General features: G+C 60.4%; 13 protein-coding genes. 11 read left to right on the forward strand and 2 right to left on the reverse strand.

Features of this window, described 5'->3' with window-relative positions; all coding sequences use genetic code 11:
* Nucleotides 1-48: 48 nt before the first annotated feature.
* Complete coding sequence (locus ACIP1G_RS03605; RefSeq protein ID WP_400733784.1) at nt 49-1242, forward strand: MFS transporter; 1194 nt, start codon at nt 49-51, stop codon at nt 1240-1242.
* Here ACIP1G_RS03605 and ACIP1G_RS03610 read toward each other — a convergent pair.
* Nucleotides 1204-2250 (reverse strand): alpha/beta hydrolase family protein, encoded by a 1047-nt coding sequence (locus ACIP1G_RS03610; protein WP_400733787.1) that lies wholly within the window; start codon nt 2248-2250, stop codon nt 1204-1206. The two genes, ACIP1G_RS03605 and ACIP1G_RS03610, sit on opposite strands and share 39 nt — an antisense overlap.
* A 200-nt stretch (nt 2251-2450) precedes the next feature.
* Here ACIP1G_RS03610 and yghU point away from each other — a divergent pair, with 200 nt between their 5' ends.
* Nucleotides 2451-3290 carry a glutathione-dependent disulfide-bond oxidoreductase gene (gene yghU / locus ACIP1G_RS03615; protein ID WP_400733788.1) on the forward strand — a complete coding sequence of 280 codons (840 nt, stop codon included), beginning with the start codon at nt 2451-2453 and terminating at the stop codon, nt 3288-3290.
* Between the two features lie 59 nt (nt 3291-3349).
* On the opposite strand, the gene tssM is transcribed toward yghU, so the two are convergent.
* Complete coding sequence (gene tssM / locus ACIP1G_RS03620) at nt 3350-6550, reverse strand: type VI secretion system membrane subunit TssM (protein ID WP_400733790.1); 3201 nt, start codon at nt 6548-6550, stop codon at nt 3350-3352.
* Nucleotides 6551-6942: 392 nt separating this feature from the next.
* Here tssM and ACIP1G_RS03625 point away from each other — a divergent pair, with 392 nt between their 5' ends.
* The 9 genes from ACIP1G_RS03625 (at nt 6943) to ACIP1G_RS03665 (ending at nt 18496) form a co-directional block, all read left to right on the forward strand.
* On the forward strand, nt 6943-9105 hold the full coding sequence (locus tag ACIP1G_RS03625; protein ID WP_400733792.1) for a type VI secretion system Vgr family protein: 2163 nt from the start codon (nt 6943-6945) through the stop codon (nt 9103-9105).
* Nucleotides 9102-10040, forward strand: a complete 939-nt coding sequence (locus ACIP1G_RS03630) for a DUF4123 domain-containing protein (RefSeq protein WP_400733795.1) — start codon at nt 9102-9104, stop codon at nt 10038-10040. The genes ACIP1G_RS03625 and ACIP1G_RS03630 overlap by 4 nt, the downstream gene beginning before the upstream one ends.
* Nucleotides 10037-12847: a toxin VasX gene (locus ACIP1G_RS03635; RefSeq protein WP_400733797.1), complete on the forward strand. Its 2811-nt coding sequence runs from the start codon at nt 10037-10039 to the stop codon at nt 12845-12847. The genes ACIP1G_RS03630 and ACIP1G_RS03635 overlap by 4 nt, the downstream gene beginning before the upstream one ends.
* Nucleotides 12848-12849: 2 nt before the next feature.
* Nucleotides 12850-13785, forward strand: coding sequence for a DUF6708 domain-containing protein (locus ACIP1G_RS03640; RefSeq protein WP_400733799.1), 936 nt, complete (start codon nt 12850-12852; stop codon nt 13783-13785).
* Nucleotides 13786-14034: 249 nt separating this feature from the next.
* Nucleotides 14035-14700, forward strand: coding sequence for a type IVB secretion system protein IcmH/DotU (gene icmH / locus ACIP1G_RS03645; protein ID WP_400733836.1), 666 nt, complete (start codon nt 14035-14037; stop codon nt 14698-14700).
* Nucleotides 14701-14711: 11 nt separating this feature from the next.
* Nucleotides 14712-14885 carry a hypothetical protein gene (locus ACIP1G_RS03650; protein ID WP_400733801.1) on the forward strand — a complete coding sequence of 58 codons (174 nt, stop codon included), beginning with the start codon at nt 14712-14714 and terminating at the stop codon, nt 14883-14885.
* Nucleotides 14886-15015: 130 nt separating this feature from the next.
* A complete protein-coding gene (locus tag ACIP1G_RS03655) occupies nt 15016-16719 on the forward strand; it encodes an amidase (protein WP_400733803.1) in 1704 nt (567 codons plus the stop codon).
* Nucleotides 16720-16904: 185 nt separating this feature from the next.
* Entirely contained in the window at nt 16905-17582 is a 678-nt protein-coding gene (locus ACIP1G_RS03660) for a transcriptional regulator (protein WP_400733806.1), read from the forward strand.
* Nucleotides 17579-18496 carry a pyridoxal-phosphate dependent enzyme gene (locus ACIP1G_RS03665; protein ID WP_400733808.1) on the forward strand — a complete coding sequence of 306 codons (918 nt, stop codon included), beginning with the start codon at nt 17579-17581 and terminating at the stop codon, nt 18494-18496. The genes ACIP1G_RS03660 and ACIP1G_RS03665 overlap by 4 nt, the downstream gene beginning before the upstream one ends.
* Nucleotides 18497-18736: the final 240 nt, after the last annotated feature.

Here is an 18736-nt window from a genome sequence, read left to right on the forward strand (position 1 = left end):
AACGGCCATGATGGGTCCACGCCCAACCGCCCGCCCGCGAAAGAGCCCATGACCGCGCAACAACCCGCCCTTGGCAGCGACACGCTGCACATCACCCGGCAGATCCTGTCGATCGTTTTCTACACATTCATTGCCTTCCTCTGCATCGGCTTGCCGATTGCCGTGCTGCCCAGCTACGTGCACGACCAATTGGGCTTTGGCGCGGTGATCGCCGGGGTGACGATTGGCCTGCAATACCTGGCCACCCTGCTCAGCCGGCCATTTGCCGGGCGCGTGGCGGATACCCTGGGCGGCAAGCAGGCCATTCGCTTTGGTCTGCTGGGGATTGCCGGCTGCGGGGTGTTGACGCTGCTGTCGGCCTGGACCCTGACACTACCGCTGCTGAGCCTGGCGCTGTTGCTTGGCGGGCGCTTGCTGCTGGGCATCGCCCAAGGGCTGATCGGTGTGGCCACCTTGAGCTGGGGCATCAGCCAGGTGGGCCCCGAGCATACCGCCAGGGTGATTTCGTGGAACGGTATCGCCTCCTACGGCGCCATCGCCATCGGTGCTCCGTTGGGCGTACTGGCCGTGGCCGGGCTGGACTTCAGTGTGCTGGGGCCGGCTTTGCTGGTGCTGGCGATCCTTGCCCTGCTGGTGTTGCGCAAGCGCCCAGACGTGGTGGTGGTGCGCGGCGAGCGCCTGCCCTTCTGGTCGGCGTTTGGCCGGGTTGCGCCGTGCGGCCTGGGGCTGACCTTGGCGTCGATCGGCTACGGCACCCTGACCACCTTCGTCACCCTGTATTACCTGGAACGCGGCTGGGCCGGCGCGGCCTGGTGCCTGAGTGCGTTTGGTGTGTGCTTCATCATTTCGCGGCTGCTGTTCGTCAACGCCGTCAACCGTTTTGGCGGCTACAACGTGGCGGTCGCTTGCATGGCCACCGAGGTGCTTGGCCTGGGCCTGCTGTGGCTGGCACCCTCGCCGCCGTGGGCGCTGGTTGGAGCCGGGCTCACCGGTTTCGGGCTGTCACTGGTGTATCCGGCACTGGGCGTCGAGGCGATCAGGCAGGTACCCAGCAGCAGCCGTGGCGCGGGGCTGGGTGCCTATGCGGTGTTCTTCGACATGGCATTGGCTATCGCCGGGCCGCTGATGGGTACCGTAGCCGTGCACCTCGGCTACGCCTCGATCTTCTGCGTGGCAGCCCTGCTCGCCTTGGCCGGGGTGGGCCTAACGTTGCTGCTTGCGCGACGAGCCCGTCGCAACTGAACGCTCAGCCGGCTCCGGCGCACCCAGCGCCTGGCTGAAGAACGCTGCCGTTTCACGCTGCAGCGAGTGATGGATATGCCGGCGGTCCACGCCTTCGGCGTCCTTGCACAGTGCCGGCATGTGCGCGTGCTGCTCGGCGTCGCAGTGGGCCATGAACACGAAATGCCCGGCACCGGCCAACAGGCGGTAATCCGGCGTGACCGGTAGCTTGCGAGCCAGGGCTTCGGCGTTACGGTCCACCGCCACCAACTGGTCGCTGTCACCGCTGTAGATCAACGCCGGCACCTGCACTCCGGCCAGTGCATGGCGCCCGAACAGCAGGCTCAGCGGCGCCATCAGCATCACCGCCCCTACCCGCTGGTCAGCCTCCGGCACCAGTTCGCTGCGGTCGGCAATCAGAATGCCGTGGGTCTTGCAGGCGTCGGCGTCGTCGGGTCGCTCCAGGCAGTACTGGCGCAGGCGATCCAGGTCGGGGCGCGCGCCAGACAGGATCAACGCGGTTTCACCACCGGCCGAATAGCCGATCACGCCCACCTTGCCCCCATTCAAGTAAGGCCCGACCAATGCATCATCGCGCGCCGCCGTGATTGCAGCACTGACTTGCAGCGGCCTGCCATAGAGGTTGCTCAGGGTACCCAGGCGGCTGTGATCGTGGGCGTTGTCGCCGGGGTGCACCACCGCCACCACCACAAAGCCCTGACGCGCCAGCCACGTGGCCAGGTAATGCAGGGCCAGTGGGCTACCGGTGTTGCCATGGGACAACGCCAGTAGCGGAAACCGCCCCATGGCGATGGGGGCCTCTTCAGCCACATCGACCGGGTAGCCGTCGATGCGGCTGCTGCGGGTTTGGCCAATGGCCGGGTAAAACGCCAGCGCCTGCATGGGCCGGGCATCGACCGGGTCGGTAAGGGTCATATGGTGCAGGCCGGCAACCCAAGGCGCAGCCTGGACGTGAGCCAGCAGGCCGCCGAGCAGGGCCAGCGTCAACAAGCAGCGAGGAATGGTCATCGGCCGGCAGTTCCATGCAGGGCGCAGCGATAATCCAGCATAGGGTCGGCCTGGCCTGTGCCGGATGAAACCTGGATGAAACCGTTGTCATGCACGTTGCGCTCGCGCGCTATGCATTTGCGCTTTTCGTCGAACCCGTGGCATAGATGCAGGTCCACGTCTTTACGTGACCGTTTTGCGCCATCGAAGGAGATTCATGCATGAGCAAGCCCGCCTACGTACCACCCAAAGTCTGGCGCAACGACGCAGCGTCCGGCGGCCAGTTCGCCAGTATCAATCGCCCGGTTGCCGGCCCGACCCACGACAAGGATCTGCCGCAGGGCAAGCACCCGCTGCAGCTGTATTCCTTGGCCACGCCCAATGGTGTCAAGGTCACCATTGCCCTCGAAGAGCTGCTCGCCCTGGGCCACGCCGGGGCTGAATACGATGCCTGGCTGATCCGTATTGGTGAAGGCGATCAGTTCTCCAGCGGCTTCGTCCAGGTCAACCCCAACTCGAAAATCCCTGCCCTGCTCGACCGCAGCGTCGAACCGCCAGTGCGGGTGTTCGAATCGGGTTCGATCCTGCTGTACCTGGCGGAAAAGTTCGGGGCGCTGCTGCCCAAGTCGCCTGCTGCACGTACCGAGAGCCTGAACTGGCTGTTCTGGCAGATGGGTGCGGCGCCTTACCTGGGCGGTGGCTTTGGCCACTTCTATGTGTATGCGCCGGAAAAGTTCGAATACGCCATCAACCGCTTCACCATGGAAGCCAAGCGCCAGCTGGATGTGCTTGACCGCCGCCTGGCCGAAAGCCGTTACCTGGGTGGTGAGGAATACAGCATTGCCGATATTGCCGTATGGCCGTGGTATGGCCAGCTGGTGCGCGGCAACCTGTATGGGGCGGCAGAGTTCCTGGCGGTGGACGAGTACCCGCACGTGCAGCGTTGGGCCGAGGAAATTGCCCTGCGCCCGGCGGTGTTGCGCGGTACCCGGGTGAACCGGACCTGGGGGGATGAAGCCAGCCAGGTGCCGGAGCGGCATGCGGCGGCGGATCTGGGCTGAGGGTAAAGTGCAACAGGGCGGGCAACCATCTTGGTGATGTTGCCCGTTTGCGGCGGGATTCAAGGCTGTGCGCTGTTGCTGGCCTGGATACTGGCCCGCAGTGTCTTCGATGCAGAGAAATCAAGCAGGCTACGCGGTAATCTGAACCCTTTGAATGGCTGCTGAGTGATCGGGTTGAAGGCCTTTTCCGAAGTCAGCCTGTAGCGCATCAGGCCATCCCCGGCCCTGAAGCTGAGGTCCACACTGGTTTCGGTGCGCCCGTTTAGCCCTCCACGGCTAAGTAACCGGAACATCGACCAGGGACCATGGTATTGCAGGCTGCTGCTATTGCTATTGAGCCTCAGTAGCGTAAGCGTGCTACTGGGATACTGCGGACTGGGCCAATTCAGCACTGCCATCTGCCTGGGACCATGGGTATAGCTTATCTGCTGCCCGTTCAATTCCAGCAAACTGGTACGCTGATTGGCACTGAGGCCTAGCGGTTCAATGCTGAACTGCACGTTCAGCTTGCCGCTGTTGTCAAAAAACGATTCGCGGATGCGCGCAGCAATTTCCAGTTGCTGGTGCACGTCCGGATGTACCAGATTGCCGCCTCGACCCTCGGCGTAAAGTGCGCTCGGATTATCCCTGATGAGAGCACCCAGATAGTTGTTCTGGAACTGCTGCAGCTTTCCTTGCGGGCCAAAAAAAGCTTCGAAGTCATCCAGCGCTGAGTCCGGCGCCCGAACAACGAAGGGGTAGCGCCCTGAAAGGCGGTACTCGAAAAAGCTATACACATCGGTATACCAACGCTGCTCCAATTCAATCAGTGCCTCCATCATCAGCACCCGGGCTGTTTGCTCGGCGATCTTCGCCACCTGCTTGCGCACTGGCTCAGGAAGATCGGCTGCAACGCGGTGCAAGTGGGCGATCGGGTCCTGCTCTTTCGTCGATGAGCGTTCAAGCACCGCACTTAGCGCCGCCCGCCCCTTTTCCGGGCTGGCCTGTATAGCTTTGGCGTAGTCATGCACTGCCCGTATTGCATTCACCGTTTCCACATAGGCATCAGGTCGTTCCCCCTTTGCCTCCAGCATCTCGACCAAATCGGCGAAAGCCTGTCGTATCGCTCCAGCTTGGTTCAGCTGTTGCCCGTTTTGAAGCTCGTCAATTGCAGTGCCGGCCAACTTGGCGCTTTTACCCGGAGCTAGGGGCTGCTGGATGACAGTATTGTCCCGCACAGTCTCCAGTAGCCGGCGCAGTGGCGCCGCAGGCCCAATGAATTGCTCAAGCACTGCAACGCCGTGGCTCAAGTCGTGGAAATCGGTCACATTCAGTTGCAGCAACGTGTTGCGCCAGCTTGCGATGTACTCGGTGGTATAAAGGCCTTGCAGTTGCTCGACCAACGTAGCGCGTTCAGCTTCGGTGTAATCCGGATGCAACGGGGTTTGGCTCAGCACCTGCTGCACCTTGGCTATTCTGGGCCTGAACGGCCCAAGCTCAGGGTCGGCGTGTGCCAGGGCATACTGCAGGTGCACCAACAAATCGCGCTGCACCTGCCCTTCACCAGGGAACTCGCGTTGCCACTGCCGGGCCATCCAGGCCTCTACCCACGAAGCGCGCCGGTTCTGCCGGTCCTCGATCATTCGATACACCCTTAGCGCCGCCATCTGCTGCTCGCTGCCTTCCGGCGCCGCCTCCATCACATTCATCAGGCCGCGGGCCAGCGCCGGCAGAAAGCGGTGAGACAGCAAGCCAAGGTAGGCATTATCTACCAGCGGGCCGATAGTTCGCCCTTGGTACAGCCCCGCATCTGCCACACCTGGCCAAGCCGCGCGATAGTCACCCAGCAGCGCAACGGCCTCGCGAAGCTGATTTAACGGGATCAGCAGATTACGACCTGACAGGTCGATTTGCTTGTCCACTTCAGTCAAACGAAACGCCTGGCTCTTCACCAGTACATCGGCAGCCATGGCCCTATTGGTATCGAAGTAGCGGTAGAGCGTTGCGCCGGCGACCGCAACGGCGAGCAGGCCAACAGCAGACCCGGTCCAAAGTGCCCGGCGCTTGCGGCGAGAGCGTTCTACAGTGTCGCCAACCAGTCCGCACTCCGGATAAAGGACGCGCTGGAATATTTGCTGAGTAAAATAGGCATTTGTCGAACGCGCCGTTTTTTGGCGCTCAAGCCCTGAGTGCGGAACGCCGTAGGCACAGGCAGCTTCCCGCAAGAAAACATTCTTGATGCCACCCTGCTGCAGTGCTGAAGACAGGTAAATACCGCGCACCGGCAAGTTCGTAAAGGTGCTATCACTTTTTAGTGTTTCGCGCAGAAAGACCAACAATACCGAGCGTAACCCTGCCAACTGTGCCTGCAATGAAAGCAAGCCCTTACGATGCTCTTCAGTAAACGATGCACCCATGGCATCTGCGACATGTTCCTGCACTGCAATGATTACTTGATCGAACAGCGCAACTACTTGGCTCAGCCAGTCATCCGGCTCCGCCTGGGTATCCAGCTTGAAAGTGCTCCCGAACAACTGTTCACGCTGGGTTGCGGGCAGGCGACTGAACAGTAGCTCAAAGCCTTCCAGTAGATCGAACTTGGTAAGAACAATATAAAGGGGTATGCACAAGTCAAGTTCGTTGTGCGCCTGCGCCACGCGGCTTCGCAGCAGGTGGGCAAGCGCCGTACGTTGTTCGGGGCTCGCTTGTGCCAACTCAGCAAGGTCGACTACCAGCAGCAGACCATTGATAGCCCTGTAGCCCCGGTTGCGGGCCAGCCAGGCAAGCAGGTGTGACCATAGCTTGGCCTGTGTGCCAGCCGGCAGCGTGTACGGGTGCGCCTGAACATCTGCCTTGTGCGGCCCAGGATGGCAGTGCCCTTGAGTGAAGCACTCGCCGGGTGGGTCGAGGATTACTGCGTCGTCGCAGATCCACCAGTTTACCCCACCCTCAGCCGCTTCACCGCGCAAGCCCTGCGCCTGCGCCCTGTCGATCCGCGTCAGGGAAAAGTGCTGCGCCGAATGTTCGACCAGGCTGCTCTTGCCTGCCCCCTCAGCCCCCAGTAGCAGATAGAAAGGCAGCCGATACGACTGCTGCCGCCCCCCGACATTATCGAGGAAATACGCAAGCTGCCTGTTCATCGCAAGCTCTTGCTTCTGGATGTAGCCCAGGCTGGGGTCTTCTTCGGCAGCGGCAGCCCGCTCGCGTAGAGCCGTGATAGTGCCGCTTCGTAGGACCTGTGTCAGGCCACGAATGCTGAAGCGCGTTCGGGAAATTTCCATTTAAACAATCCTGTTTGACGCCCTACGTTTCCACCACCTAACTCAATCAAGACAAACAGACTGAATGAAGTTTGACTCACTTGAACAGTAGTGGGCACTACGCACCCTGAAACGAGACTAGAGCACACCAAAAATTTTCACAACTAAATATTAACTTACACTTTCCGGCTCGACTGCAGCACGATTGCCAGCGCATCGTCAAAAGCAACGACAAATCAAAAAGGAGCAGCGGAGATAATAAAGGCGCGATACTCGTAGGAAACTTCCTACAACTAAAACTCAAACTTACACAAAGTAAGAAACATCCTACAAGGTAACTAAATAAAGTAAACACCCAGCGCGCCGTGCAGTGAAACTGCATTCACAAGCCAGACCATTCCCCCGGAGAGAACATGGCCAGTCAAACGGACTTGCGTTACAGCTTTCAGCCGCTCGCAGGCAAAGCCGAATTCGAAGTGGTGTCGTTCGAGCTCGACGAAGCGATCAGCTCACCGTTCCAGCTGAAACTGGAGCTGATCAGTTTCGAAGGCGATGTCGACTTCGGCCAGTTGCTGGACAAACCGGTGCTGTTCACCCTCTGGCGCGGTGAGCGGCCGCTGCGCTACGTGCACGGCCTGCTCAGCAGTTTCAGCCAGGGCGAGACCGGCCGTTATCGCACCCGTTACCATGCCCTGGTCGAGCCGCTACTGGCCCGGGCCGGGCTGCGTTCGAACTGGCGTATCTTCCAGCAGAAGACCGTGCCGCAGATTCTTGAGCTGATGCTGCAGCGCCAGGGCATCCACCGTTTCGAAATCAAGAGCATCGGCGAACACCAGGTGCGCGAGTTCTGCGTGCAGGCCGGTGAAACCGACCTCGACTTCATCGCCCGCCTGGCTGGCGAGGAGGGTTTCGTCTACCGCTTTGAACACACGCCGAAGCACCATCAACTGATCATTACCGACCGGCTGCTCGCGCTGGGGCCGATCAGCCGGGGCGCGATCAAGGCCGATGACGATGATGAAGGCTTTTACGATGAGGACGACGTCGGCCCCGACCAGGTGCTGTACCGCGCCAACAGCGGTGGCGACCAGGCCAGGCCGTGCCTGCGGCGCCTGCGCTACAGCGAGCAGGTGCGCACCGCCCGGCAGGTGCAACGGGACTACACCTTCACCAACCCGCAGTACCGCCAGGAACACCGCGCGACTGACAGTAGCATCACCCATCAATCGCAGAACTATGAGCGCTTCGACTACCCCGGGCGCTACAAGCGGGATGCGGTCGGCGTCCCGTTCACCGCTACCCGACTCACGGCCCTGCGCCACGATGCACGGATTGCCGAAGTGGAAGGCGACGATGTACGCCTCCAGCCGGGGCTGAGCTTCACCCTCATCGAGCACCCGCGTGAAGACCTCAACGTGCACTGGCGCACGATCAGCGTGCACCACGAAGGCATCCAGTTCACCAGCTTGCAGGAAGAGGCCGCCGGCGCCGAGCAAGGCACCCGTTACCAGCAGGAAGCCGTGCTGGTGCCCGGCAGAGGTGAGTGGCGCCCGGCCCCCTTGGCCAAACCGCGCATCGACGGCCCGCACATGGCCACCGTCGTTGGCCCGCCCGGCGAGGAGATCTATTGCGACGAGTGGGGCCGGGTCAAGGTCAGCTTTCCGTGGGACCGGGAGAGCAACAACAACGAATTCAGTTCCTGCTGGGTACGGGTGTCACAAGGTTGGGCCGGCGGCAGCTGGGGCTCGATGGCGATTCCGCGGATTGGCCAGGACGTGATCATCCAGTACGTCAACGCCGACCCCGACCAGCCGATGATCACCGGGCGCACCTACTGCGGCGATCAGCTCCCGCCTTACGACCTGCCCAAACACAAGACACGCATGACCATCAAGAGCCAGACCCACAAAGGTGATGGCTTCAATGAGCTGCGTTTCGAGGACGAGTTGGGCCGCCAGGAGGTGTTTATCCATGCCGAGCGGGACCAGAACAATATCGTCAAGCACGACGAGGCTACCCAGATCGGCAACAACCGCAGCGAGCAGGTCGGGCATGACGAAACCCTCGCCATCGGAAATGACCGTAACGAAACCGTCGGCAACGATGAACGGGTCAGCATTGGCCAAGACGCATTTTTCGATGCCAGGCGCAACCGGATAACCACCATCGGGAAAGACCACATCCTGGAGGTCGGTAACCATCGCATCGATAAGACAGCGGTGAATCACACCCTTGAGGTTGGCGGGCACCAGGAACAGAAAATCCAAGGCCACCTGCATCTGGTTGCCGGGCAGGAGATCCAACAGCACGCCATGCGTTTCGCGCTGCGGGTGCAGGACGAAATTGTGCTTGAAGGCGTAGGCGGCACGATCCTGATCAACGAGAGCGGCATAACGCTAAAAGGCGTGGCGCTGCACATTGAGGCCCCCATGGATATGCAGCCTGCCGGTGCTGGCAACAGCCACCTTGCATCCGGCGCGCCCGTTCAGGGCACCGGACTGGACCACGTCTGCGGTATGCGCAGTGACGGGCGTTGTACACGTGTGCCCTGCCCTTGCGACAAGGCAAGCGCATGATGGAAGAAGCCTACATCGCAGCAGGCTGGCCCCGCCAATGCGTAACTGTCATGCTTGAACCGAGCTGGCCACTGCAACAACCGGGGCATGCCTGGCTGCTACTCAATGGGGAGCGTATACCTTTACTGGCAGACGCCATCCGCCCCTTGTCCGCGCCGGGGGAGCACCACTGGATATGGCGCGGATCCGCCGACGAGTATGGCCTCCCCGGTTATCAGGCAGGCCCGCTTCTGGCGCGTGCCAACCCAGCGCTGCTGGCGCAGTTTCTCGATACGTGGGGGCCACAGCAGGCGGGCTTGATCCTGTTTGGCCCGAGTGACCTGTCCTCGCTTGCGGGGCAACTCCAACGCGTCAGGCGATTGAGCGCCGCAGACGGCAACTCACTTGCCTTCCATTGGCAAAGCCTGCGCAAGCTCGAAGAACTGGGCGAAGCGCTTTCACTGCCGCAATTGCGCCATCTGTTCAGCCCTGTACAGCGAATGATCTGGCATAGCGGGCTAGCGCGCGACTGCTGGCTACAATTGACGATCGACGACAGCCCTGCTTTCGTTCAAGCCGACACCTCGTCCCTAGCCCTCACCAGCACAGATGAAACGGCCCTCGATAGTGCCGCCCACGCCTGGTTCATGCGCCACGCACGCCATGAGTTGGGTCAGCACCTACAGGCCATGGGCGCGCAGACCGAGCCTTTGGCATTCCACCGCCAACTCGCCGACTACGACAAGGAAGCCGGCTATTGCGGATTCCAGGACGAAGATGACCGCAGCTACTACATGCAGCTGCGTCTGTTCTTCCCCGAAGAGCCGTTCGTAAAGGATCCCGCCATCTACAACCTGTTGCTCGATACCGACATCCAGGGACGCCAACGGTTGATGGAAATCAATGACCGCCTCCTCGAGATCTCCAGCCCCATATTGTCGAGAAACGCTAGATGACCAGCACCTATAAACGCGCGATTCAACCCAACCACCCGTGCGCTCCCAAAGTCGGTAAAGCCATTGCGCCGCCGCCGTGCGAGCGCGGCATTCCCTTGTATCCGGTGCGTTACGGCATCGCCGACCAGCCGCTGGACCGCGAAATCTTCCAGACGCTCGATGTCGACCACTACCCGCCCCTGCAAACCGCCAAGGCATATGGCCTGAGGCTGCTGCGCCCTGGCAGTTATGTGTACCTGTTCTACTTCCAGCACGGGCGGATGAAGACCCGTCACTACCAGGTTACCGAAGACATCCGTTTTGCCCACCTGTGGTGGACCAGCGACGATTACAACAGCGACACCCCCGGCAGCCACGCCAGGCCCGATGTAGTGCGCGCCAGCCACACAGTGCTGGCCCCAGAAACGAGTATTGCCGACACGGTCTACCTGCTGGCCAGCGAAGCCCTGCTCAGCCACGCCGTCCTATGGCGGATCGAACAGGACGAGGGTGGCCTGCGCAGCAAGCTCGCGAGCAAAGTAAAACCTGCGGAGCTGCCCATGCAGCCGCATGTATTCGATGCCGCCTTTGTCGGTAATGCCGTAGCCGAACTGAAAAACACCGGCACCACCGGCGTCTTCCCCGCTTTTGCAGGCGCATCGAGGCGACCGGACTTTGCAGCACGCTACGGCCAGGCGTTGAACAATATGGTGCGCAATCTGGGCCCGCAACCCGGCGTCAGCCCCTTGGCCGTGGCGCTGCATGACCCTGTCGGTGTCGTCAGCGAGTTGCATCACCTGGTCACCCTTGGCGTCGAGAAGAAAACCCGTTATGCCGGGCAGCATGCTCATCGCCTACAAAGCGCCAAGTTCATTGCGGGCTACTTCAAGGCCGCAGAGGAAGCGGCCAAGCACAGCACCGAAACGGCCAGCACCCTCACCCGCCAGCGCAAGCTGCTGGACTACGACGGCGCCATGCGCTTCCCCGACCTGTATGCCAAGGAGTTGGCCAAGCTCGATAGCGTCATTGGGCAGCAGGTGAAGGACATAGTCGCCTGGGTGCAACACGTTGGGACCGAGCATCTGTTGAGCCTGGCCCTCAGCAGCTTCGACCTGAAGGTGAAGGAAGTTGCGGATGCCTATGAGGAAGTGGTGTTCGACTGCATCGGCGGGCTGGTGCACTCAAGCGAGGGGCAGCAGTTGCTGCAACAGGTGGTGATGATGCCGCCCGAGCACAGCCCGTTCTGGCTTGCCATGAGTAATGGCAGCCAGGTCTTGGCCAACCGCATCAAGGAGAAGACGGGTGACATCTCCAAAGGCGTGCTTTCGGTTTTGGACAACTACCTCGAAGAGTATGCCGCCACGCCTGCAACCAATGCCTTGCTCGGGCTGCTGCAGGCATTGCCAGCTTCTCATCCGGCGGATGTGCTGGTGAGGCAATTACGGCATGTGGTGGAGATTCGCTTTAATGCGACGATTGTCATGCATGAGATCAGTCTTGCCGAACTGATGCGGCAAGCGCGGGAGTTTCAGTTGCATCAGGCGCCTGGCAGTGAATATCTGAAAACCTGGAAGCTGCCGGAGATCAAAATTGGCCAAGTGGACTTTTCGGCTCGTGTGAATATCTATGAGTGGGTCAAGGTCGGTGAAACGACCTACCGACGAACAGACCATGCCAATACGGAAATCCCGATAAACCGGGCACATCAGGCGAAAGAAAACATATTCCTCAGCATGCGGAACACCCTTCGTTCTAGCTTAGGACCTTCAGCAGTTGGCCTTGGAGGCTACTTGGCCATCACAAACTTTTTGAGCTCCATTAAAAACATCAGAAACAACGCGTCAGTGCAAAATTTCGCCGACTTAATAGCGTCAATTATAACGCTCATAGGGGTCGGCATTGAGGTTACAGCCTCTTTAATGGCAGTAAGACGCCAAGCCCAGGGGAAAACTGTATCAACCATCGCAATCAGGCATATTTCCGCCAAGGTTGGCGTCGCAAAATTTGGTGCAGGAGGTGCTGGAATCGCCGCTATCACGGATAGTTATCGAGGACTTCGATCACTACAAGATAGAAACCCGGAACAGGCCACTATGTACTTTGGCTCCGCGTTGGCAGGGGGAGTCATCACCTTCGCGACTTGGGCCGGAGGTACTGCGACAGCAATAGGATTAACATCAGGAACGGCGGTTGCAGTATTAGGGCTGACACCATTGGGGTGGACCGTAATAGCCCTTGTAGCCCTCGGCGTGGGCATTGCTTTTATGGCAGGCGTAGACATGACCAAACATCGACCTGTCGATATCTGGCTAAAGCATAGCGCCTGGGGGGAACACCATAAAAACTATACCCTCCAGCAAGAACTAGACGCTATACATGGCTTGTACTATCGCCCGCGCATTTCAGTCGATTGGCAGCAAACGCATGGTTTCAGGGTGGGTGCCCTACACATCACCTACCAATTACCAGCCCTCAACAACGAGTCAAGCGATAGCTTTCTAACCAGGTTAGCCTTTAAAAAAAATCATAAAACACTAATTCAAATTAATGGCCCATCAATTCATAACACAGCGACCAGATCATTTGACCATGAGCATGAGTGCCTCGTCACGCCTACGTATCGAAATGGAAAGCAGACCGGCTGGATCATCCAAATGCATCAATCTACAAAAGTATTATTTGAATATCTGTACATTCCCGACATTAATCAGCCAGACATATATCTCCTCCAGCCCGGAGCACCAGAACCATTGGAATTTAAGGCCAGCAACCTTATATCTAGCACAATCGACCCAGAAAAATTAGAACCCGTTCGAAGCCCAGAATAGACATGCAAATAAAATTCCTACCTAAAAGTCTTCGTTTTGGTGGTGCACGCCTGCATCATGGCGTTCATCAATCAATCGCCCCTGAGCCAGATGGTGTACGGCGCATCAATGAAAGATGCATTGAATTGGAGACTTACTACAATATTACACAAGGGGGAAGCGCTGGCTTCATCGGAGTATCACTAGCGCTCTCACCAATCATCTGCTTATCCACTGGAATAATAGTAGGTATAAACACAGAAATCCTGAAAGGCATATTATTTACAATGCCCATGCTGCCTTGCATTGCGCTGATCTTCTATTTTGCGAGCGGCGCACACCGCTGCCGCGGTGCATTCATCCGAATCAATCGCATCACTCGCAAGGTTTACTTCATCCCCCCCAAGACCCCAAACAAGATGCTTATATTCGACTGGGATCAAATTGAGGGGGTTGCTGGATTTATTCCTATTGTCACGGCACATTCCTACACTTCTCGCCACCCGCTCTACCTGTTCAGCATCGACTACACAATGAGCCCACCCACAGAATTGTGCATAGCCTGCGGTAACTCGGGCGTTATCGATGGCAGCCGTTCAGCACGTACCCTCTGGGCATACCTGCAGCATTTCATGGCATACGGCCCCGAAGGGCTACCAGCTCCTCCGCCCCTCACACCAAAACTCAGCCGGCGCGAGGCGGCTATCCAACCGTATCGGCAATGGCTTGTCGATTTCAAAAAGGAACTTTGCGAACCGTACGGCTGGCTATGGGCACCGATAACAATACCAATCCAGCTAACGCTATTCCTGTTGTACGCCTGCCTCAACAGTTCAGAGGCCTGGATCCAATACAACGTCCCTTACGTCGCCTTCCCTCACGCAAACGACGTACTGTGTGGCTTTGCTGAAAAGCGCAAACCGGTTATCCGCGTGAATGGCGTCAGACAGGATAACTGATGCCTTGACCCGAGCATTATCAATTCGTCCCGCTGTATGATATGGCGGCCTCTGTGTTACTGAAGCAAGAAGAAACAAGAGGGACTTTACACGATGAAAAGCAACCGACTTCTGGCAAAACTTGAAAAGCAAGCAGAATCGCCCGGCGCTTCTCCTTCACCCGGCAAGATCAATACACCTTTCCGGAACATCACTCCCCCTGCCCCCTCAGACCCGGACTTTTCATTGCGCACCGGCTTCATGAACCCCATGTGCGATGCGGCCATGTCTCTGATCGGGCTGGCCATGAATCTGCAGGCGCTGGATGAGTACGAGGATGTCGAAGCGCTGCATCGCCTGGTCCATACCCAGATCACCAACATTCTGGAAGAGATGCACCAGCGTTCATACGAACCTGTGCTGGTGTCCGCCTACTCGTATGCACTGTGCCTGTATCTGGACGAAACCGTGATGCGCACACCTTGGGGCCGCAACTCCAGTTGGAGCCAGCATCCCTTGCTGGGTGAGTTCCACGATGAAACCACTGGCGGAGACAGGTTTTTCAACTTGCTGGCCAACATGATGCAGGAGCCCAAGCGCTGTCAGGACGTGCTGGAGTTCATGTACCTGGTGCTATGCATGGGGTTGAAAGGTAAATACGCCATCGCCCGCGATGGCAAGCAAGTGCTTGAACGCTATATCACCGAGTTGCGCAAGACCATCCGCGTCCTGCGCGGGCCTCTGCCAGAGCTGTTCCCTGATGCATTGGCCCATGTAACTCCGCGCAAACAGGGCATGCGCCGTTACTGGCCATGGTGGAGCCCGCTATTCGTTGCTGTCGGTACCATTGCGGCTATGTACAGCTATTTCAGTTACCAGCTGAACCTTGTCAGCAGCGAGGTGGTGGCTTCGCTCAGCAGTATCTTACAGCAGTGAATGGAGTAGCCATGAACACCATTGTCCGGCTCGGCTATTGCCATTCCAGCCTCCTTAACAATGAGGGCGCCTTCGCATTCGCCCGTATCGCCGAACCGTTATGCATCTGCGCTGAAAACGTGGGGCTGCTTTGCAGCCCATCGCGACGCAAGGCCGCTCCTACAGGGGAGCGCGCCGCCTTTTAGAGAGACAGATTCAGGCCCTGACAATGCCCGCCTGCACAAAACCATTTGCCCCCGCGCAAACCTGCGTCCGTCAAGCCCTTCTTGTACACTCCTCGCATTAGCCCCCACCTGCACAATTTTTGGTGAACGCATGATCGAGGTAACCGAGGTTTCCATTGCCGAGCTGCGCGACGCGCTCGAGTCGGGCCGCACGACGGCGGTCGAGCTGGTCAAGGCCTACCTGGCGCGCATCGACGCCTACGATGGCGCCGACACCGCCACCGCACTGAACGCCGTGGTGGTGCGCAACCCAGAGGCGCTGAAAGAAGCCGAGGCCTCCGACGCCCGCCGTGCCCAAGGCCAGGTACTGAGCCCACTGGACGGAATCCCCTACACCGCCAAGGACAGCTACCTGGTCAAGGGCCTGACCGCCGCATCCGGCAGCCCGGCCTTCAAGGACCTGGTGGCCCAGCGCGACGCCTTCACCATCGAGCGCCTGCGCGCCGCTGGCGCCGTGTGCCTGGGCAAGACCAACATGCCGCCCATGGCCAACGGTGGCATGCAGCGCGGCGTGTACGGCCGCGCCGAAAGCCCGTACAACGCCGACTACCTGACCGCACCGTTCGCCTCGGGCTCGTCCAACGGTGCCGGCACCGCCACTGCCGCCAGCTTCAGTGCTTTCGGCCTGGCCGAAGAAACCTGGTCCAGCGGTCGTGGCCCTGCGTCCAACAATGGCCTGTGCGCCTACACCCCGTCGCGTGGCGTGATCTCGGTACGTGGCAACTGGCCGCTGACCCCGACCATGGACGTGGTGGTGCCTTATGCCCGTACCATGGCCGACCTGCTGGAAATCCTCGACGTGGTAGTAGCCGATGACGCTGACAAGCGCGGCGACCTGTGGCGCCTGCAGCCCTGGGTACCGATCCCGGCTGCCTCGACGGTGCGCCCGGCTTCGTACCTGGACCTGGCAGTGGATGCCAGCTCGCTCAAGGGCAAGCGCTTTGGCGTACCGCGCATGTATATCAATGCCGACAGCGAAGCTGGCACTGCCGAGAAGCCTGGCATCGGTGGCCCGACCGGCCAGCGCATCAACACCCGCGCCACGGTGATCGACCTGTGGCAGCAGGCGCGCCAGGCCCTGGAGGCGGCCGGTGCCGAAGTGCTGGAAGTGGACTTCCCGCTGGTGTCCAACTGCGAAGGCGACCGCCCGGGTGCGCCGACCGTGTACAACCGCGGCATCGTCAGCAAGGAATTCCTGCATGACGAACTGTGGGAGCTGTCGGGCTGGGGCTTCGACGACTTCCTGCGTGCCAACGGCGACCCGAAGCTCAACCGCCTGGCCGATGTCGATGGCCCGCAGATCTTCCCCCACGACCCGGGCACCCTGCCCAACCGTGAGGACGATCTGGCCGCTGGCATGGACGAGTACGTCAACATGGCCAAGCGCGGCTTGAAGACCTGGGACCAGATCGAGACCCTGCCCGACGGCCTGCGCGGCCTGGAGCAGACCCGCAAGATGGACCTGGAAGACTGGATGGACCAGCTGGGCCTGGACGCGGTGTTGTTCCCGACCGTGGCCGATGTGGGCCCGGCCGATGCCGACGTCAACCCGGCATCGGCGGATATCGCCTGGAGCAACGGTATCTGGGTGGCCAACGGCAACCTGGCAATCCGTCACCTTGGCGTGCCGACCGTGACCGTGCCGATGGGCGTGATGGCCGATATCGGCATGCCGGTGGGGCTGACCTTTGCTGGGCGGGCCTATAGCGACAACGCGCTGCTGAGCTTTGGTGCAGCGTTCGAGGCGACCGGCTCGCGCCGGATGATCCCGCCGCGTACGCCGGCCCTGGGCTGAGTTTTACAGGGGCCGCTTTGCGGCCCATTCGCGGGTAAACCCGCTCCTACAAGGTATCGCGCCGTTTTCAAATGCGGCGCTGTACCTTGTAGGAGCGGGTTTACCCGCGAATGGGCCTGGAAAAGCAGATCGCGAAATTCAACTTTATGTGTAAAAATACACAAAACGTTGATTTGTGATCTACCATGCCTATTACCCCCAGCGAAGAACGCCAACTCACCCTCACCGTCCTCAAGGCCGCCATCCAGGCCTTGGGCAGCGTTGCCGCGCGCAACATGGAAATCCTCCTGCACGATCTCGACCACCCGGAACATTCCGTGGTGGCGATCGTCAACGGCCACCTTTCCGGCCGCAGCGTCGGCAGCCCGATCCTCGCCGCCCCGGAACAGGACCAGGGCTTCAAGGCGCTGATGCAGGCCTCGGCCGACCAGCAGGGTTGCGAACCCGTGGTGTTGCCCGACTACCCCACCACCCTCAAGGGCCGCACCCTGCGCAGCGCCACCGCGATTTTCCGCGACAGCAGCGGCCACCCGTTCGCCAGCCTCTGCGTCAATACCGACGTCACCGGCCTGGACGCGGCCATGAGCTTCCTCCAGCAGTTCCAGCCGCTGGGTGCCGCCGCACCTGCACTGAACGAACCGGCCGACATGGAACTGCTGATGAGCGAGATCATCCAGGCCTCCCTGCAGCGCAGCGGCCAGGGGCGGATGAACAAGCAGGCCAAGGTCGAGGCCGTGCGGGTGATGCAGGAGCGCGGCCTGTTCATCGTCAAGGGCGGCGTCGAGAAGGCCGCCAGCGCCCTCGGCGTAACCCGCTACACCATTTACAACTACCTCGAGCATTTGCGCGGAGCCAGCCAATGACCTTGCATATCCATACCCCCCTGATCGAATCGCGCCCGCTGTCGTTGGCCGCCGGTCGTAACATCTGGCTCAAGCTCGATGCTTTGCAGCCCTGCGGCTCGTTCAAGCTGCGCGGCGTGGGCCACGCCTGCGAGGTGCACCGGGCCAGTGGCGCACAACATTTCGTTTCCTCCTCGGGGGGCAATGCCGGCCTGGCGGTGGCTTATGCCGGGCGCAAGCTGGGCGTGCCGGTGACCGTGGTGGTGCCCGAGACCACCACCGAGCGGGCCAAGGAACTGCTGCGCCTGGAAGACGCCAAGGTGGTGGTGCACGGCAGCTCGTGGCAAGAGGCCAACGCCCTGGCCCAGACCCTGTTAGGCCCCAATGACGCGTTTATCCACCCGTTCGACGACCCGCTGCTGTGGGCCGGGCATGCCAGCCTGGTGGATGAAGTGGCCGAGGCCGGCCTGAAGCCGGACGCGGTGGTGTTGTCGGTGGGTGGCGGCGGCTTGCTCAGCGGCGTGGTCGAGGGGCTGCAGCACAATGGCTGGGGCGATGTGCCGGTGCTGGCAGTGGAAACCACCGGCGCGGCGTCGCTGCATGCGGCCATGCAGGCGGGGCATTCGGTGGAGCTGGAACGCATCGCCTCGGTGGCGACGTCGCTGGGGGCCAAACGCGTGGCTGACCAGGCGCTGGTGTGCGTGCAGCAGCATCCGGTGCACAGCCACCTGGTCAGTGACCGCGCGGCGCTGGAGGCTTGTGAGCGGTTCCTGCTGGATCATCGTGTGTTGGTCGAGCCGGCCTGCGGCGCGGCGTTGGCGCTGGCCTATGAGGCGAGCGCGCTGGGCAGTTTCCAGAATGTGCTGGTGGTGGTTTGTGGCGGGGCTACGGCGACGCTGGAACAGATTCAGGTGTGGTTGCAGCAGGTTGAGTGAGGTTGCCTGTACCGGCCTCTTCGCGGGTAAACCCGCTCCTACAAGGACCGCATGATACCGAGGGGTATGCGGTCCTTGTAGGAGCGGGCTTGCCCTAATGCCGGTCAGTTAAGAAAAGGCAAGGTGTTCTCCGTGCCTTAAGCAGCGCCTATTCGATCGAGCGCCGCCCGCGCGGCGCTTCGCGGCACAAGGCCGCTCCCACATCTGTTTCGGGCCAGTTACTCCTGCCACCTGCGCACT

The sequence above is a fragment of the Pseudomonas sp. NPDC089392 genome (assembly GCF_044749595.1).
Lineage (GTDB): Bacteria > Pseudomonadota > Gammaproteobacteria > Pseudomonadales > Pseudomonadaceae > Aquipseudomonas.

What these genes read in the sequence shown, in the direction of transcription:
- ACIP1G_RS03605 (WP_400733784.1), top strand. Translation starts at nt 49, where the DNA reads ATGACCGCGCAACAACCCGCCCTTGGCAGCGACACGCTGCACATCACC.
- ACIP1G_RS03610 (WP_400733787.1), bottom strand. Translation starts at nt 2,250, where the DNA reads ATGACCATTCCTCGCTGCTTGTTGACGCTGGCCCTGCTCGGCGGCCTG.
- yghU (WP_400733788.1), top strand. Translation starts at nt 2,451, where the DNA reads ATGAGCAAGCCCGCCTACGTACCACCCAAAGTCTGGCGCAACGACGCA.
- tssM (WP_400733790.1), bottom strand. Translation starts at nt 6,550, where the DNA reads ATGGAAATTTCCCGAACGCGCTTCAGCATTCGTGGCCTGACACAGGTC.
- ACIP1G_RS03625 (WP_400733792.1), top strand. Translation starts at nt 6,943, where the DNA reads ATGGCCAGTCAAACGGACTTGCGTTACAGCTTTCAGCCGCTCGCAGGC.
- ACIP1G_RS03630 (WP_400733795.1), top strand. Translation starts at nt 9,102, where the DNA reads ATGATGGAAGAAGCCTACATCGCAGCAGGCTGGCCCCGCCAATGCGTA.
- ACIP1G_RS03635 (WP_400733797.1), top strand. Translation starts at nt 10,037, where the DNA reads ATGACCAGCACCTATAAACGCGCGATTCAACCCAACCACCCGTGCGCT.
- ACIP1G_RS03640 (WP_400733799.1), top strand. Translation starts at nt 12,850, where the DNA reads ATGCAAATAAAATTCCTACCTAAAAGTCTTCGTTTTGGTGGTGCACGC.
- icmH (WP_400733836.1), top strand. Translation starts at nt 14,035, where the DNA reads ATGTGCGATGCGGCCATGTCTCTGATCGGGCTGGCCATGAATCTGCAG.
- ACIP1G_RS03650 (WP_400733801.1), top strand. Translation starts at nt 14,712, where the DNA reads ATGAACACCATTGTCCGGCTCGGCTATTGCCATTCCAGCCTCCTTAAC.
- ACIP1G_RS03655 (WP_400733803.1), top strand. Translation starts at nt 15,016, where the DNA reads ATGATCGAGGTAACCGAGGTTTCCATTGCCGAGCTGCGCGACGCGCTC.
- ACIP1G_RS03660 (WP_400733806.1), top strand. Translation starts at nt 16,905, where the DNA reads ATGCCTATTACCCCCAGCGAAGAACGCCAACTCACCCTCACCGTCCTC.
- ACIP1G_RS03665 (WP_400733808.1), top strand. Translation starts at nt 17,579, where the DNA reads ATGACCTTGCATATCCATACCCCCCTGATCGAATCGCGCCCGCTGTCG.